Raw genomic sequence first — 15774 nt, forward strand, 5'->3', positions numbered from 1 at the left:
GCGCGGGCTCGGGTCCGGACGGCCCGGGGTCTCGCGGTCGCGGCGGCCGTGCTGGCCGCCGTGGTGCTGGTCGCGGGGTGCGGCAGCGGCGGGGGCGGTAAGGACGGCGGCGATGACGGCGGCCGGGGCAATGGCGGTGGGCGTACGGCCGGGCACCGCGCGCCCGCGGCGGTGTCCACTTCCGGGAGCGCGGAACCCCCGGCCTCCTCGGCGCCGGGCGTGGGGCCGGACGGCACCGCCGAGACGGTCGCACCCGCCGCCGGGGGCGGCCGGGCGCAGGCCACCGTACCCAGGGCGCGGCTGACGCCGGCCACGGGGACGTTCACGGAGCGCCAGAAGGACTACCTGGTCGGGAAGGTGCCCGAGGGGATGGATCCCGCGGCGGTCCTGCAGAACGGCCAGGACGCCTGCGACCGGATCGCCAACACGGCGCAGGAGGACGCGCGGGCGGCCCGGCAGGCCGTCAAGGACGGCGAGATACCCGGCGCCCGGGACGCCATCACGTACCTCTGCCCGGCGTACCGGTACCTGCTCGGCTGAGGACCGCGCCGACGTCGCGGGTCCGGGCGGCCGGCGGCCGGGAGGCGGCTCGTTCCCCGCGCGGGATGCGGGGGTCCCGGGCGGAACCGCCCTTCGCCAGGATCGTCCACGACGCCGGCGTCGTCGAGGCGGCGGCAGGCGGCGCCGGGCGGGTGTGCGATCATCCGCCCGGGGGCGCGAGGCGAGGAGGGCGGGTTGAGCGGCACCACAGCGGACGGCGGCGCGCACGACGTCACGGCGGACGGACGACCGGGCGGCGGGGCGGGACAGCCCCCGGTACCGGGGGCGGGCCAGGAGTCGGTAGCGGCGCGGGCGGCGGGGCCCGGGATCTCTCGGGGCGGCTTCTTCCATGCCGCCACCGCCGGGGTCGTGGCCGCCTTCGTCGGGTTCGCCAGTTCCTTCGCCGTCGTGCTGGAGGGACTGACCAGGGTCGGGGCGTCGCGCGAGCAGGCCGCGTCGGGGCTGATGGCGTTGTGCCTCGCCATGGGCACGTGCGCGATCTTCCTGAGCCTGCGCTCCGGGATGCCCATCAGTACGGCCTGGTCCACGCCGGGAGCGGCGCTGCTGGCCGGGTCGGCCAGGCCCGGCGGCGGGTTCGCGGCGGCGGTCGGCGCGTTCCTGGTCGCCGGGGTGCTCATGGTCGTGTCGGGCCTGTGGAAGCCGCTGGGCCGCTGGGTCTCCGCGATCCCCAAGCCGTTGGCCAACGCGATGCTCGCGGGCATCCTGCTGCCGCTGTGCCTGGCTCCGGCGCACGCGGTGAAGTCCGATCCGGCCATCGGCCTCGCGGTCGTGGTGGCCTGGGCCGCGGTCGGCAGTGTGCGCAAGCTGTACGCGGTGCCGGCCGCGGTCGTCGTCGCCGTCGTGCTGATCGCCACGACGACCCACATCGCCGCGGACTCCCTGGGCCCGATGTGGCCGCATCCCGTGCCGGTGGCACCGCACTTCACGGTGCCGGCGCTGATAGGCATCGCGCTGCCGCTGTACGTGGTCACCATGGCCTCCCAGAACATCCCGGGCATCGCGGTGCTGAACGTCAACGGCTACGAGCCGGCGCCCGGCCCGCTGTTCGGCTGGACCGGCGCCTTCACACTGCTCGCGGCGCCGCTGGGCGGCCACGCCGTCAATCTGGCGGCCATAACGGCGGCGCTGTGCGCGGGCGAGGAGGCCGGCCCCGACCGCGGCGGGCGGTACCGGGCGTCGGCGGTGGCCGGCGCGATGTACATACTGCTGGGCCTGGGCGCGGCTGCCGCGGTGGCGTTCGTCAACGCCTCACCGCCGAACGTGATCGAGGCGGTCGCCGGCCTGGCGCTGCTGGGCGCGCTCGGCAACTCGTTGCAGGCCGCGATGGCCGACGCGGACCGGCGCGAGGCGGCCGTGGTCACCTTGGTGGTGACGGTCTCCGGCGTGACGTTCCTCGGCGTGAGCGGCGCCTTCTGGGGACTGGCGGCGGGCGGCGCGCTGTACGCGGTGCGGCACTGGCGGGCGCGGCGACCGTAGCGGCGGACGGTTCCGGGGCGGGCGCGCACCCGCCGGGACAGGGCGGGCACCCGCCCGGGCGCGGCCGCTGGACCGGCCCACCGAGCAGCCCCCGCACGAGGACCCCGCCACCCGGCTCGCGCCCGCGGCTCGGACGGCACCCACACCGGCCGCCGACCCTCCGGGCCGACCTGACCGCGCGCCCGGTCGGACCCGCCCGGCCGACCCGACCGGCAGCCCGACCCCCAGCCCGCCCGGCCGACACGACCGGCCGACCCGACCGCCCGGCCGACCCGCCCCGCCCGGTCAGCCGCCGTCTCGGCACCGCGAAAGCCCCGGCCCGGTCAGCCGGGCACGCCCATGCGCTGCGTGCCGACGACCGACAGCAGGCGCAGCGCGTCCTCCGACGGCGAGCCGGGCGCCGCGGTGTAGATGACGACCTGCTGGTCCCGGCCGGTGATCGACAGGACGTCGCAGTCGACGGTGACGGGGCCGACCAGCGGGTGCCGGAAGGTCTTGCGCAGGGCGGGGTCCGCGCCCACGTCGTGGGACTTCCACAGCCGGGCGAACTCCGGGCTGCCGTCGAGGAGTTCGGCGACCAGTCGGGTCGTCTCGGGATCGTCGGGGTAGCGCGCGGCCGCCGCGCGCAGGTGCTGGGTGGCCATGCGGCCGAACTCGTCCGCGTCGGACACCCCGTACAGCCGCCGTCCCTGCGGGTGGGGGCCGAGGAAGAGCCGGCGCACGAGGTTGCGGTCGCGGCGCGGCACGGCGGAGAAGTCCTCCATGAGGGCGGCCGCGAGGTCGTTCCACGCGATGACCTCAAGCGTCGCGGACGTCACCGTGGCGGCGGCCAGCGGCAGCCGGCGCAGCAGGTCGAGGATGCTCTGCCGCACCTCGCGCGGGGGTCCGGGCGGCGGGCCGGGCGGCACTCCGGCCAGGTGGTGGAGGTGGTCGCGCTCGGCGTCGGACAGACGCAGCGCCCGGGCCAGCCCGGCCAGCACCTCACGGGACGGGCGCGGGCCGCGGGCCTGCTCCAGCCGCGTGTAGTACTCGGTCGAGATGTACGCGAGCTGGGCCGCCTCCTCGCGCCGCAGCCCGGGGGTGCGGCGGCGCGGCCCGGCCGGCAGACCCACGTCGGCAGGGGTGATCCGCTCGCGCCTGGAGCGCAGGAAGTCGGCCAGTTCTCGTCGGTCCACGTCCCCCAGTGTGCGCGGGTGCTGCGGGGCGGATCCAGGTACCGCCGGTGCCTGGAACGGGTCCGCGGCAGCGCCAAGGCTCGGCCGTATGGACATCACACCCACTACCGACACGTCCGCCCCCGCGGCCTCGGCCCTGCTGGCCGGCAAGGCCGTCCTCATCACCGGCGCCGGCCGCGGGATCGGCGCCGCGGCGGCCCGGCTGTTCGCCCGGGAGGGCGCCCGGGTGCTGCTCGCGGCCAGGACAAGGGCCCAGCTGGAAGCGGTGACCGAGGAGGTGCGCGCGGCCGGGGGCACCGCCGACCACGTCGTGTGCGACCTGGCCGACAGGGCCGCCGTACGCGCCGCCGTGGACCGCGCCGTGGAGCTGTACGGCCGGCTCGACGCCGCCTTCAACAACGGCGCCGCCTTCGTACCGCCCGGCCCGCTGGACCAGGTGCGGGAGGAGGACTTCGACCGCGTCTACGCCGTGAACCTCAAAGGCACGTGGCTGGCCATGGCCGCCGAGGTCGCGGCGATCCGGGCCACCGCCGGAACGGGGGCGATCGTCAACAACTCGTCCGTCGGCAGTCTGCGGGGCAACCCCGAGCTGCCCGCCTACGGCGCCATGAAACGGGCGGTCAACAGCCTCACGGAGTCGGCCGCCGTCACCTACGGCCCGGAGGGCATCCGGGTCAACGCGATCGCCCCGGGCGGCACGCTGACCGAGATGATCCGCACCTGGGAGGCCCGGTCGCCCGGCCTGCTCCAGCGGCTCAGGGAGCGGACCCCGCTGCGCCGCGCCGCGGACCCGGAGGAGATCGCCCAGGCCGCGGCCTGGCTGCTCAGCGACCGCGCCTCCTTCGTGACCGGCGCGGTCCTGCCCGTGGACGGCGGCGCGCGGGCCTGACGGCCGGCCCCGGGGCCCCGGGCCCGACGCGGCGGGGTCACGGTCCGGGCGGGCGCCCGACACGGCGGGGTCACGGGCCGCGCGGGCCGCGCGGGCGTGCCCCTGGGACGGCTCAGTCCAGCTTCCGGACCACCCGGGCCGGGTTGCCGACCGCGAGCACCCCCGGCGGCAGGTCCTTGGTGACCACCGCGCCGGCGCCGACGACCGTGTTCTCACCGATGGTCACCCCGGGGCAGACGATCACCCCGCCGCCCAGCCAGACGTTGTCGCCTATCGTGATGGGCAGCGCCTTCTCCCACCCCGCCCGACGGCGTTCGGTGTCCAGTTCGTGCGTGGGCGTGAGGAGCTGGACGTTGGGGCCGATCTGGACGTCCTCGCCGATGGTGATCGGCGCGGCGTCGAGGAACACCGCGCCGAAGTTGACGAAGGTACGGGCGCCGATGGCGATGCGGCTCCCGTAGTCGCACCGGAACGGCGGCCTGATCCGCACGTCCTCGCCCAGCTCGCCGATCAGTTCTTCGAGCGCCTCGCGCCGCGCCGCGTGGTCGAGGGCGTCCGCCGTGTTGTACGCCTGGCACAGCTCCGCCCTGCGGGCCGTCTCCCGCGCCAGTTCCTCGTCGTCCGCCACGTACCACTCGCCGGCCAGCATCCGCCTCTTGTTCTCACCCATGGGACAAGTGTGACGGGCCGGCCGGCGGGCCGATCAGGCGTCCTGCACGCTGAGTTCGACGTGCTGGGGGTAGAAGGCGACATGCCCGGCGATTTCGGCGACCGGCTCGTAGGGCCGCTCGTAGGTCCACACCGCGTCGGGCACCTCGCCGTCCGCGGTGACCAGGGTGTAGTACGAGGCGTCACCCTTGTAGGGGCAGTACGTGGCGCTGTCGGTGCGGCGCAGGGCGCCGGGCTCGACGTCCTCCAGCGGGATGTACTGCACGGCGGGATAGTCGGCCTCCTGCAGGGTCAGGGCGCGGGAGGTGTCTGCGATCACCTTGCCGCCGGCCCGCACCACGAGCCGGGAGGCGGTGGGCCGCACGGTGATCGGGTGGTCGGGGCCCGGCTTGAGTACGGGACGTGTCACGGCGTTCTCCCTCGGGTGCGCCTGTCTGCGGACATCAGCCAATGTCGAGCATGTCGAGCGGCCGTCTCGAACGGCCCTCTCAACTGCGCAACCTCTGCACGCGCAGCAGATATTCCTTGCGGTCCAGCGGGTTGTGGTCGGTGCGGGGCCGCTCGGGCACCGGTCCGCGTACCGCCTCGTAGCGGTCGAAGGCGCTCTCCAGCGCCCCCTCGCCCCGGGTGAGCGTGGGCAGCCGCAGCTCCAGGTCGTGCACGCGGGCCGCCGGGATGTCGCCCTCCACGACGTACGAGGCGGGATACGCGGCGGCCCCGCCCTCCGCCACACCGTCCGCCGCGCCCCGCGCGACGCCGTGCGCCGCCTGCGTGCGCGGCACGGCCCGCAGCCGGGACAGGGCCGGCAGCACCGCGCCGAGCGCGTCGCCCGGCAGCTCCAGCCGGAAGCGGTGCATCGGCTCGTACACCGCGGTGCCGGCCCGGCGCAGCGCCGTCATCAGCACCAGTGGGGTCAGTGCGCGGAAGTCGCCGGCGGTGCTGGACATGCTCTTGTCGAACACCGCGTGGGCGTGGCTCTGCCGCGGGTTGTAGCCGGAGTGGGTCATGGTGACCGCGCAGTCGGTGACCTGCCAGCCGTGCAGTCCCTGGGCGAGGGTCTGCCGGACGGTCTCCTCGACGGCCGCGAAGAAGGCGAACGGCAGGGCGCCCAGTTCGACCTCGCGCCGGAAGGCCACCCCGCTGCCGGCGGGCGCGGGTTCGACCCGCAGCCCGATGGTGGCGAGGAACGGGTTGCCGTCCTTCTCCTTGACCTCAAGTGCCGAGCCGGTGCCGGCCGGCCGCTCGATGTGGAGGGTGGTCGTCCCGCGGAAGACCACGTCCACCCCGTACTCCTCGGCGAGGGTGGCCTGGAGGACCTCCTTTTGCACCTCGCCGTAGAGCGACACGGCGATCTCGCGGCGCACCGGGTCCCGCCGGAGGTTGATCAGCGGGTCCTGCTCGGCGAGCTGGACGAGCGCGGCGTGCAGGGCGCCGCGGTCGCGGGAGTGCCGGGCGGTGACGACCGTCTCCAGGGTCGGCGGGGCGAAGTGCCGCCGGGTGTCCTGCCCCGCCGGGGCGTGGCCCAGTACGTCGCCGACGCGGACGTCGCCCAGCCCCCACAGCCTGGCGATGCGCCCGGCGGCGGCCGCGTCCCGGCGTACGTCGGTGCCGTGGTCGAACACGCTGATCGCCGTGACCTTGCCCTCGCCCGCTGCCTCGCCGTCGCGGTGCAGGGGCAGCCGGTCGCGGGTGCGTACGGTGCCGGAGGCGATCCGGGCGTAGGCGATCTTCTCCCCCGCCGGCCCGCGCTCGATCTTGAACACGGTTCCGCGGACCGGTCCCCCGGCGTCCGGGGCCCGCGCCGGGAGCAGCTCGCGTACCCCCGCGACCAGCGCGTCCACTCCCGCGCCGGTGATGGCCGAGCCGACGTAGACGGGGTGCACGAGTGCCTGCGCGGTGCGCTCGGCGAGCGCGGCGCGCAGCCGTTCGTACGGGACCGGCGGGCCGTCGGCGACGTAGGCGGCCAGCAGGGCGTCGTCGTGCTCGGCGAGCACCTCGGTCAGGCGCGACACGTGTGCGGGGTCGGCTGCCGTGTGGGGTACGGACCGGGCCGCGCGGGTGCCGGGGGCGACGGCCGCGGCCATCGGCACCACGTCGCGGGCGAGCCGGCCGGCGATGTCGCGCAGGGTGCGGGCGGGGTCGGCGCCGTGCCGGTCGATCTTGTTGACGAAGACGAGGGTGGGGATCCGCAGCCGGCGCAGGGTCCGCATCAGCACCCTGGTCTGCGGCTGCACCCCTTCGACGGCCGAGACCACGAGCACGGCGCCGTCGAGCACGCCGAGGACGCGTTCCACCTCGGCGATGAAGTCGGGGTGGCCGGGGGTGTCGACGAGGTTCACGGTGACGCCGTCGACGGCGAACGACACGACGGCGGACTTGATGGTGATCCCACGCCGCCGCTCCAGCGCCAGGGAGTCGGTGCGGGTACTGCCGTCGTCGACACTGCCGATCTCGTCGATGACTCCGGCGGCGTGGAGCAGCCGCTCCGTCAGGCTGGTCTTACCGGCGTCGACATGCGCCAGGATTCCGAGGTTGAGCGTGTGCACGAAGTGTCATGTCCTCTGAGAGACGGGTCATCTTCAGCTGGTTGGACATGAACGCTCCCCGCATGATCAACTCCCGGGTCGGTGGCTCGGTACGGGATCACCGCACCACGGCGCCGGGGCCGACGGCAACGCATTTTCCGCCGTGCGCCCCCGCCCCGGGCAGGGGCGGGGCGGGGCACGTGCTTACCGGCCGCGCGGGACCTTGCGGTTGGCCCGCAGCCACTCCTTGTTCATGGACGTGATGGAGGTCAGCGGGATGCCCTTGGGGCAGGCGGTGGCGCACTCGCCGGTCAGGGTGCAGCCGCCGAAGCCCTCGGCGTCCATCGCCGCGACCATGTCCAGCACCCGGGTCTCGCGCTCCGGCGCGCCCTGCGGGAGGGCGCCGAGGTGGTTGACCTTGGCCGAGGTGAACAGCATCGCCGAGCCGTTGGGGCAGGCGGCGACGCAGGCGCCGCAGCCGATGCACTCGGCGTGCTCGAAGGCGAGGTCGGCGGCGGGCTTGGGTACGGGGGTGGCGTGCGCCTCGGGCGCGGAGCCGGTGGGCGCGGTGATGTAGCCGCCGGCCTGGATGATCCGGTCGAAGGCCGACCGGTCCACCACCAGGTCGCGGACGACGGGGAAGGCCGCGGCCCGCCAGGGCTCGATGTCGACGGTGTCGCCGTCCTGGAAGGACCGCATGTGCAGCTGGCAGGTGGTGGTGCGCTCGGGGCCGTGCGCGTCGCCGTTGATGACCATGCTGCACGCGCCGCAGATGCCCTCGCGGCAGTCGTGGTCGAAGGCGACGGGTTCCCCGCCCTCCGCGGTGAGCCGCTCGTTGAGGGTGTCGAGCATTTCGAGGAAGGACATGTCCGGTGAGACGCCGTCGACCTCGTAGGTGACCATCGCGCCGGGCGCGTCGGCGTTCTTCTGGCGCCAGACGCGCAGGGTGAGCTTCATGCGTAGCTCCGCTGGGTGGGGTGGACGTATTCGAAGACCAGGTCTTCCTTGTGCAGGACGGGGGCCCGGCCGGTGCCGGTGAACTCCCAGGCCGCGGCGTAGGAGAACTCCTCGTCCCTGCGGGCGGCCTCGCCGTCCGGGGTCTGCGACTCCTCGCGGAAGTGGCCGCCGCAGGACTCGGCGCGGTGCAGCGCGTCCAGGCACATCAGCTCGGCCAGTTCCAGGTAGTCCACGACGCGGTTGGCCCGCTCCAGGGACTGGTTGAACTCGGCCTCGGTGCCGGGCACCTTGATCCGGCGCCAGAACTCCTCGCGGATCTGCGGGATGCGGTCCAGGGCCTTGCGCAGGCCCTCCTCGGACCTGGCCATCCCGCACAGCTCCCACATCAGTTCGCCGATCTCGCGGTGGAAGGAGTCGGCCGAGCGGTCGCCGTCGACGGCCACCAGCCGGCGCAGCCGGTCCCTGGTCGCGGTGACCGCCTCGACGACGGCGGGGTGGGCCGGGTCGACCGGCTCGCCGTGCGGGTGCCGGGCCAGGTAGTCGTTGACGCTCGCGGGCACCACGAAGTAGCCGTCGGCCAGCCCCTGCATGAGGGCGGACGCGCCGAGCCGGTTGGCGCCGTGGTCGGAGAAGTTGGCCTCGCCGATCGCGAACAGGCCGGGGATCGTGGTCTGCAGGTCGTAGTCCACCCACAGGCCGCCCATGGTGTAGTGGACGGCCGGGTAGATCCGCATCGGCGTCTCGTACGGGTTCTCCGCGGTGATCCGCTCGTACATCTCGAAGAGGTTGCCGTACTTCTGCTCGACGGCCTTGCGGCCCATGCGGGCGATGGCGTCGGCGAAGTCCAGGTAGACGCCCTGGCCGCCGGGGCCGACGCCGCGGCCCTCGTCGCAGACGTTCTTGGCGGCGCGGGAGGCGATGTCGCGGGGCACCAGGTTGCCGAACGACGGGTAGATGCGCTCCAGGTAGTAGTCGCGCTCGTCCTCCGGGATCCGCGCGGGCGGCCGGGTGTCGCCCTTGGCCCTGGGCACCCAGATGCGGCCGTCGTTGCGCAGCGACTCGCTCATCAAGGTGAGCTTGGACTGGTGCTCGCCGGTGCGCGGGATGCAGGTGGGGTGGATCTGGGTGAAGCAGGGGTTGGCGAAGTACGCGCCGCGGCGGTGGGCCCGCCAGATCGCGGTCGCGTTGGAGTTCATCGCGTTGGTGGACAGGTAGAAGACGTTGCCGTAACCGCCGGAGGCCAGGACCACGGCGTCCGCGAAGTGGGTGCGGATCTCGCCGGTGATCAGGTCGCGGGCCACGATGCCGCGGGCCCTCCCGTCGATCACGATCAGGTCGAGCATCTCGGTACGGGGGTGCATCTCCACGTTGCCGGCCGCGATTTGCCGGGACAGTGCCTGGTAGGCGCCGAGCAGGAGCTGCTGGCCGGTCTGGCCGCGGGCGTAGAAGGTGCGGGAGACCTGGACGCCGCCGAAGGAGCGGGTGTCGAGCAGGCCGCCGTACTCGCGGGCGAACGGCACGCCCTGGGCGACGCACTGGTCGATGATCTCGACCGAGATCTGCGCGAGCCGGTGGACGTTGGACTCGCGGGCGCGGAAGTCGCCGCCCTTGACGGTGTCGTAGAACAGCCGGTGGATAGAGTCGCCGTCGTTGCGGTAGTTCTTCGCGGCGTTGATGCCGCCCTGCGCGGCGATGGAGTGGGCGCGGCGCGGGGAGTCCTGGTAGCAGAACTGGACCACGTGGTAGCCCTGTTCCGCCAGGGTCGCGCCGGCCGAGCCGCCGGCCAGGCCGGTGCCGACCACGATCACGGTGTGCTTGCGGCGGTTCGCGGGGTTGACCAGCTTGGCGGTGAAGCGGCGGGTGTCCCAGCGCTCGGCGATGGGTCCGGCGGGCGCCTTGGTGTCGGCGACCGGCGCGCCGACCTCGTACTCGGTGTAGTCGGTCATGGGTCAGCTCACGATTCCGGTCATGACGCCGACGGGCACGGCGACGAAGCCGGCCGTCAGCACCAGGGCGAGGGCATTGGCGGTGGTCTTGAGGACCCGGTCGCGGGTGCGGCTTCCCGCGCCGAGGGTCTGGGCGGCGCTCCAGAAGCCGTGCCTGATGTGCAGCCCGAGGGCCAGCACCGCCACGATGTAGATCACGTCGCCGTACCAGGTGGAGAAGGTGTCCACCACGTTCTGGTACGGGTGGCCCGGCTGGAAACCGCCGGAGTGCACGGTCCCGGTCGTCAGGTCCAGCAGGTGCCACACGACGAACAGGCCGAGGATCACCCCGCCCCAGCGCATGGTCCGGGTGGCGTAGCTGGTGCGGGCCTTGCGGTGGACGTAGCCGACCGGGCGCGCGCGCAGGTCGCGGCGGCTGAGCTGGTACGCGCACACCGCGTGCGCGACGACCGAGACGGCCAGCACGACGCGGATGATCCACAGCGCCCACGTGTGGTGCAGGAAGGGCTCGCCGAGGGTGCGCAGCCAGTGGGCGTACCCGTTGAACTGGCCGGCCCCGAAGAAGATCTTGAGGTTGCCGATCATGTGGGCGAGCAGGTAGAGCACCATGATCAGGCCACTGACGGCCATGATCGTCTTCTTGCCCACGGTCGAGTCCCACAGCGTCCGCGCGGCGGACGGCCGGCGATCCGTCTGAGTTGCCAGTGCCATGGCACCAGACGTTAGGGGCGCACATGACCAGTGGTCCAAGACATGGTTCGGCTCATGTCAATAGGCGCTACCTATGGACTGCGCTTAAGCTGTGCGCGTGCAGCTCCAACAGCTCGCCTACTTCGTGGCCGTCGCGGACACCCGGCACTTCACCCGCGCCGCGGAGCAGGTACATGTCTCGCAGCCCTCGCTGTCCCAGCAGATCAAGGCGCTGGAGCGGGAACTGGGCGCGCAGCTGTTCAGTCGGGCGCGCGGCCACATCACGCTGACCGACGCGGGCGAGGCGCTGCTGCCGCTGGCCCGGCGGATCCTCGCGGACGCCGACACCGCCCGGCAGGAGGTGCAGGAGCTGGCGCAGCTGCGGCGCGGCCGGGTGCGGCTGGGCGCGACCCCGAGCCTGTGCACCGGCCTGCTGCCCGACGTGCTGCGCGCCTTTCACGACCGCCATCCGGGCATCGCGCTGCTGATCGAGGAGGGGGGCTCGCACGACCTGGTACGGGAACTGGCCCGCGGCGCGCTGGACCTGGCGCTGGTGGTGCTGCCGCTGCCCAGCCCGTCCCCCGCCCTCACCACGGTCGAGCTGTTCCAGGAGGACCTGGTGGTCGTCTCCTCCGCGCGGGCGCCGGCGCCGCGGTCGCCGCTGCGGGTGGCCGACCTGGAAGGACTGCCGATGGTGATGTTCCGGCACGGCTACGACCTGCGGGACCTGACGCTGGCGGCCTGCCGGGCGGCGGGCTTCGAACCGTACCTGACCGTCGAGGGCGGCGAGATGGACGCGGTGCTCGGCTTCGTGCGGGCGGGGCTGGGCCTGGGGGTGGTGCCGGCCACGGTTGCCGCCCGCACCGGTCCCGAGCTGCGCGTGACCCCCCTGGCCCGGCCGGGTCTGCGCCGCACCGTCGCCCTGGCCCACCGCAGCGATGTCGCCCCGCCCCGCGCCGCCCGCGTCATGCAGGAGGTCATCCAGTCGGCGGCCCGCCGCGCCCTCACGGCGAACGGCCCGCGGCCCCCGGCGACCGCGGACCAGGCGGACCCCGCTGACCCGGCGCCGGCGGCGGACTGAGCCCGCCCGCGGCGCCGAGCGGCCCGGTCACAGCGCCACGGGCGCCTTGGTGCGCGGGCCGCCTGCCGAACCGGTGTTGCTGGTGCCGGCCGGTTCCAGCAGCAGGATCGCCGTCTCCTCCTCGGCCAGCGGGCAGTGCTCGACGCCCTTGGGCACCACGTACATCTCGCCCGGCCCGAGGACGACGTCGCCGTCCCTGAGCTGGATGGTCAGGCGGCCGCTGACCACGAGGAAGAACTCGTCGGTGTCGTCGTGCCGGTGCCAGACGAACTCGCCGTGCACCTTGGCGACCTTGACCTCGTAGTCGTTGACGGTGGCTACGGTGCGCTGCGCCCACAGCTCGCTGAACTGCGCGAGCTTGCCGGCGATGCTGACGGCCTTGCGGGCGGTCCCGGGTTCGGGGGCGGTCCCGGGGGCGTTCTCGGGCCCGGTTACGGGCGCGGTCTCGCGGGCGGGCTCGGTGACGGCGGGAGCTGCGGGAGCTGTGTCGGTCATGGCACGAGCATCGCGCGGCCGGCGCGGGCCGGTCTTGTACATTTCTGACGTGAGGGGATCGCGGACCGGAACCGAGGTCCGCGCCTGGCGGCCGGCCGTGGCGGGGATCACCGAGGTCCTGCACGCCCACTTCACCGACCACGCGTACCCGGTGCACACCCACGACACCTGGGACCTGATGCTCCTGGACGACGGCGCGGTCGACTTCGCGCTCGACCGGCGCAGGCACGGCGCATGGGACGCGAGCCGGGTGGTGCTGCTGCCGCCCGGCGTGCCGCACGACGGCCGCACCGTCGACCCGACCGGCTTCCGCAAGCGCGTGCTGTACCTGGACACGGACGTGCTGCCCGAGCGGCTGGCCGGGCACGCGGTGGACGTGCCGGTGCTGGGCGACCCGCTGCTGCGCCGCCGGGTGCACCGGCTGCACGCCGCGCTGCGCGACGACACCGAGGTGTTCGAGGCGCAGTCGCGGCTGGCCTTCGTACGCGAGCGGCTGCTGCACCACCTCGGCGCGAGAACCTCCGTCGGCGGGCCGGCGCCGGCCCGCCCGGCCACCGGCCGCGAGGCCGACCGGCTGGCGGCGAGGCTGCGCGAACTGCTGGACGCCCGGCTGACCACCGGGCTCACCCTGAACGAGGCGACCGCGCTGCTGCACGCCCACCCGACCCACCTGATCCGCTGCTTCACCCGTGCCTACGGGCTGCCGCCGCACACGTACCTCACCGGCAGGCGCATCGACCTGGCCCGCCGGCTGCTGCTGGCCGGGCAGCGGCCGGCGCAGGTGGCCACGGCGGTCGGCTTCTACGACCAGGCACACCTGAACCGGCACTTCACCCGTCACATGGGCGTCCCGCCGGCGCGTTACGGCCGCGGGCGGCGCCGCGGCTGACACCGCGGCGCCGCCTCCCGACGGCTTCACCCACCCCGAGGCGGGCCCGGTTCAGCCGGTGGCGATCGCCGGGTCGCTGACGCCCGGACGGCCGTTCTCCACGTGCCCGGCGAGCCTGCGCAGGAACACCGGGTCGTGGGTCGACACCACCGTCAGGTCGTACCAGCGGTGGCCGGCGCCGGATTCCACCCACTGCGTCACGCGGCGGCCCGCGCGCACGACATGGGTCTGCCGCCGGCCGTCGTAGGCGTTGGTGACGGTGAGGCGCACGTCCGTGGTGCCGGCGTTGGCCAGGGTCAGCTCGACCCGGCCGGAGGCCGCGTCGTGGCGGGCCGTCACCTCGGGCCCGGCCTGCGCCGTGGAACCCTTGAAGGCGCGCAGGAAGCCGGCCGGGCCGTGGGCGATGAGGTCGTACCGGCCCCCGGTGGCGGCGGTGTCCCACTGGCCTGTGACCTTCTTGCCCGCCTCGGCGGTATAGGTCCAGGGGCCGTCGGCGCGGTCGGCGGAGGTGACGTGGAAGCAGGCGCCCGCGGCGACCCCGCCGCCGAAGGTGAGGGTGATCCGGCCGGACGACCGGCTCACCGAGGAGTCCACGAGGGGCGCGTACGGCAGCGGGCGCGCGGGTCGGTGGCCCTTCTCCTGCACCGGCAGCGCGGGGTTGGCGGGCGGCACGGGGACGTAGGAGTCGTGCCGCTGGTTGTCGGTGGGCCGGTAGCCGTCGGTGCGGGGCAGCCCGGGCGGCGCGGTGCGGGTGAGGCCGAAGTCGAAGGCCGAGGTGAGGTCGCCGCACACGGCCCGGCGCCAGGGCGAGATGTTGGGCTCGCGCACGCCGAACCGGCGTTCCATGAAGCGGATGATCGACGTGTGGTCGAACACCTCGGAGTCGACCCAGCCGCCGGTGCTCCACGGGGAGACCACGAGCATCGGCACCCGCTGGCCGAGCCCGTAGGGGCCGGGCCGGTACACGCTGTCGCCGCCGAAGACCTCGCCCTCGGTGCTCACGGTGGACGCGCCGCGGCCGGGGCCGGGGGGCGCGAACGGCGGCACGACGTGGTCGAAGTAGCCGTCGTTCTCGTCGTAGGTGATGAACAGGGCCGTCCTGCTCCACACCTGCGGGTCGGAGGTGAGCGCGTCCAGCACCTGGGAGACGTACCAGGCGCCGTAGTTCGCGGGCCAGTTGGGGTGCTCGGAGAACGCCTCGGGGGCGGCGATCCAGGAGACCTGCGGCAGCCGGCCGGCCCGGACGTCGGCGCGCAGCACGTCGAAGAGGCCGTCGCCCGCGGCGGCGTTCGTGCCGGTGCGGGCCTTGTCGTAGAGCGGGTCGCCGGGCCGCGCGGTGCGGTAGTTGTCGAAGTACAGCAGTGAGTTGTCGCCGTAGTTGCCGCGGTAGGCGTCCTCGATCCAGCCCCAGGAGTGCGGGCCGTCGAGGCCGTCGCCGATGTCCTGGTAGACCTTCCAGGACACCCCGGCCTTCTCCAGGCGCTCGGGATAGGTGGTCCAGTCGTAGCCGAGTTCGCTGTTGTCCAGGACCGGGCCGCCGCCCTTGCCGTCGTTGCCCGTCCAACCGGTCCACATGTAGTACCTGTTGGGGTCGGTGCCGCCGATGAACGAGCAGTGGTAGGCGTCGCAGACGGTGAACGCGTCCGCCAGGGCGTAGTGGAACGGGATGTCGTCCCGGGTCAGGTAGGCCATGGTGCCGGCGCCCTTGGCGGGGATCCACTGGTCGTACTTGCCGTCGTTGAACGCCTTGTGGCTGCCCGTCCACTCGTGGTTGAGGCCCTCGATGAACTGCATGCCCAGGTCGTCGGCCTGCGGGTGGTACGGCAGCACGTCCTTGGCGCCGTCGCTCTGGTGCCAGACGGACTTGCCGTTCGGCAGCCGGACGGGACGCGGGTCGCCGAAGCCGCGCACTCCGCGCAGCGAGCCGAAGTAGTGGTCGAAGGAGCGGTTCTCCTGCATCAGGACGACGATGTGCTCGACGTCCTGGAGGGTGCCGGTGCGGCGGGCCGCCGGGATCGCGGCGGCGCGGGTGATGCTGCCGGACAGGGCGGTGAAGCCCGCGGTGGCGCCCGCGATCCGCAGGAACCGCCGCCGGTTGAGTTCGGACATGTCTGACCTGGACCTCTTCGGCTCGGGGAAAGTGGGGAGGGCGGTCCCAAGAGCAGCGACAGCGGGCGACGGCACCGTATCGCCCGGGTGGCGCCGCGCGGTACGGGTCGCGAACAGCCCGCGTGCGCGCGGCGCGCCGCGGCGGGCGGTGCGGGTGGGACGCGAGTGCCCGGCCGTCCGGTACGTCACCGGTCGCGCGTTCGCACGGTCACATCGCGTTCCGACGTCGCCCGGCAAGGCGCCGTTCAACCGGGCGTCGCCGGCGGGCGGGAGTCTTCACGCGGTCCCACGACCGGTACGCCCTTCACCGCC

Annotated in this window: 14 protein-coding genes; 5 read left to right on the plus strand and 9 right to left on the minus strand. The window is 74.0% G+C overall.

From position 1 onward, the window contains the following. Positions 1 to 48: 48 nt before the first annotated feature. Positions 49 to 540 (plus strand): hypothetical protein, encoded by a 492-nt coding sequence (locus K7G61_RS14000; RefSeq protein WP_225847115.1) that lies wholly within the window; start codon positions 49 to 51, stop codon positions 538 to 540. Between the two features lie 195 nt (positions 541 to 735). Beyond that, positions 736 to 2037, plus strand: a complete 1302-nt coding sequence (locus tag K7G61_RS14005) for a benzoate/H(+) symporter BenE family transporter (RefSeq protein ID WP_225847116.1) — start codon at positions 736 to 738, stop codon at positions 2035 to 2037. A gap of 323 nt (positions 2038 to 2360) precedes the next feature. Here K7G61_RS14005 and K7G61_RS14010 read toward each other — a convergent pair whose 3' ends face one another. After that, the gene (locus K7G61_RS14010) at positions 2361 to 3212 is read right to left on the minus strand and encodes a helix-turn-helix transcriptional regulator (RefSeq protein ID WP_225847117.1); all 852 of its coding nucleotides are present in this window, start codon (positions 3210 to 3212) and stop codon (positions 2361 to 2363) included. An 88-nt stretch (positions 3213 to 3300) separates the two neighbouring features. Here K7G61_RS14010 and K7G61_RS14015 point away from each other — a divergent pair, with 88 nt between their 5' ends. Then, positions 3301 to 4101 carry an SDR family NAD(P)-dependent oxidoreductase gene (locus K7G61_RS14015; protein ID WP_225847118.1) on the plus strand — a complete coding sequence of 267 codons (801 nt, stop codon included), beginning with the start codon at positions 3301 to 3303 and terminating at the stop codon, positions 4099 to 4101. Positions 4102 to 4213: 112 nt separating this feature from the next. On the opposite strand, the gene K7G61_RS14020 is transcribed toward K7G61_RS14015, so the two are convergent. The 6 genes from K7G61_RS14020 to K7G61_RS14045 form a co-directional block, all read right to left on the minus strand. After that, the gene (locus K7G61_RS14020) at positions 4214 to 4771 is read right to left on the minus strand and encodes a sugar O-acetyltransferase (protein ID WP_225847119.1); all 558 of its coding nucleotides are present in this window, start codon (positions 4769 to 4771) and stop codon (positions 4214 to 4216) included. A 33-nt stretch (positions 4772 to 4804) separates the two neighbouring features. Then, positions 4805 to 5179, minus strand: coding sequence for a DUF427 domain-containing protein (locus K7G61_RS14025; RefSeq protein WP_225847120.1), 375 nt, complete (start codon positions 5177 to 5179; stop codon positions 4805 to 4807). 79 nt (positions 5180 to 5258) lie between these two features. Then, entirely contained in the window at positions 5259 to 7316 is a 2058-nt protein-coding gene (locus K7G61_RS14030) for a translation factor GTPase family protein (protein ID WP_225847121.1), read from the minus strand. A 183-nt stretch (positions 7317 to 7499) separates the two neighbouring features. Then, positions 7500 to 8252, minus strand: a complete 753-nt coding sequence (locus K7G61_RS14035) for a succinate dehydrogenase/fumarate reductase iron-sulfur subunit (protein WP_225847122.1) — start codon at positions 8250 to 8252, stop codon at positions 7500 to 7502. Continuing rightward, entirely contained in the window at positions 8249 to 10198 is a 1950-nt protein-coding gene (locus K7G61_RS14040; protein ID WP_225847123.1) for a fumarate reductase/succinate dehydrogenase flavoprotein subunit, read from the minus strand. Before K7G61_RS14040 ends, K7G61_RS14035 begins: the two co-directional genes overlap by 4 nt. A gap of 3 nt (positions 10199 to 10201) precedes the next feature. Then, positions 10202 to 10909, minus strand: coding sequence for a succinate dehydrogenase (locus K7G61_RS14045; protein ID WP_225847124.1), 708 nt, complete (start codon positions 10907 to 10909; stop codon positions 10202 to 10204). 97 nt (positions 10910 to 11006) lie between these two features. Here K7G61_RS14045 and K7G61_RS14050 point away from each other — a divergent pair, with 97 nt between their 5' ends. Then, positions 11007 to 11969, plus strand: a complete 963-nt coding sequence (locus K7G61_RS14050; RefSeq protein ID WP_225847125.1) for a LysR family transcriptional regulator — start codon at positions 11007 to 11009, stop codon at positions 11967 to 11969. Between the two features lie 27 nt (positions 11970 to 11996). Here K7G61_RS14050 and K7G61_RS14055 read toward each other — a convergent pair whose 3' ends face one another. Further along, positions 11997 to 12464: a cupin domain-containing protein gene (locus tag K7G61_RS14055; RefSeq protein ID WP_263984345.1), complete on the minus strand. Its 468-nt coding sequence runs from the start codon at positions 12462 to 12464 to the stop codon at positions 11997 to 11999. A 49-nt stretch (positions 12465 to 12513) separates the two neighbouring features. Between K7G61_RS14055 and K7G61_RS14060 the strand changes: the two genes are divergently transcribed. Beyond that, positions 12514 to 13353: an AraC family transcriptional regulator gene (locus K7G61_RS14060; protein ID WP_225847126.1), complete on the plus strand. Its 840-nt coding sequence runs from the start codon at positions 12514 to 12516 to the stop codon at positions 13351 to 13353. Between the two features lie 51 nt (positions 13354 to 13404). Here K7G61_RS14060 and K7G61_RS14065 read toward each other — a convergent pair whose 3' ends face one another. Next, on the minus strand, positions 13405 to 15462 hold the full coding sequence (locus K7G61_RS14065) for a phosphocholine-specific phospholipase C (protein WP_225847127.1): 2058 nt from the start codon (positions 15460 to 15462) through the stop codon (positions 13405 to 13407). Between the last annotated feature and the right edge of the window lie 312 nt (positions 15463 to 15774).

This window comes from Streptomyces sp. HPF1205, from assembly GCF_020400825.1.
In the GTDB taxonomy this organism is placed as follows: domain Bacteria; phylum Actinomycetota; class Actinomycetes; order Streptomycetales; family Streptomycetaceae; genus Actinacidiphila.

What these genes read in the sequence shown, in the direction of transcription:
- K7G61_RS14015 (WP_225847118.1), top strand. Translation starts at nt 3,301, where the DNA reads ATGGACATCACACCCACTACCGACACGTCCGCCCCCGCGGCCTCGGCC.
- K7G61_RS14020 (WP_225847119.1), bottom strand. Translation starts at nt 4,771, where the DNA reads ATGGGTGAGAACAAGAGGCGGATGCTGGCCGGCGAGTGGTACGTGGCG.
- K7G61_RS14035 (WP_225847122.1), bottom strand. Translation starts at nt 8,252, where the DNA reads ATGAAGCTCACCCTGCGCGTCTGGCGCCAGAAGAACGCCGACGCGCCC.
- K7G61_RS14040 (WP_225847123.1), bottom strand. Translation starts at nt 10,198, where the DNA reads ATGACCGACTACACCGAGTACGAGGTCGGCGCGCCGGTCGCCGACACC.
- K7G61_RS14045 (WP_225847124.1), bottom strand. Translation starts at nt 10,909, where the DNA reads ATGGCACTGGCAACTCAGACGGATCGCCGGCCGTCCGCCGCGCGGACG.
- K7G61_RS14055 (WP_263984345.1), bottom strand. Translation starts at nt 12,464, where the DNA reads ATGACCGACACAGCTCCCGCAGCTCCCGCCGTCACCGAGCCCGCCCGC.
- K7G61_RS14065 (WP_225847127.1), bottom strand. Translation starts at nt 15,462, where the DNA reads ATGTCCGAACTCAACCGGCGGCGGTTCCTGCGGATCGCGGGCGCCACC.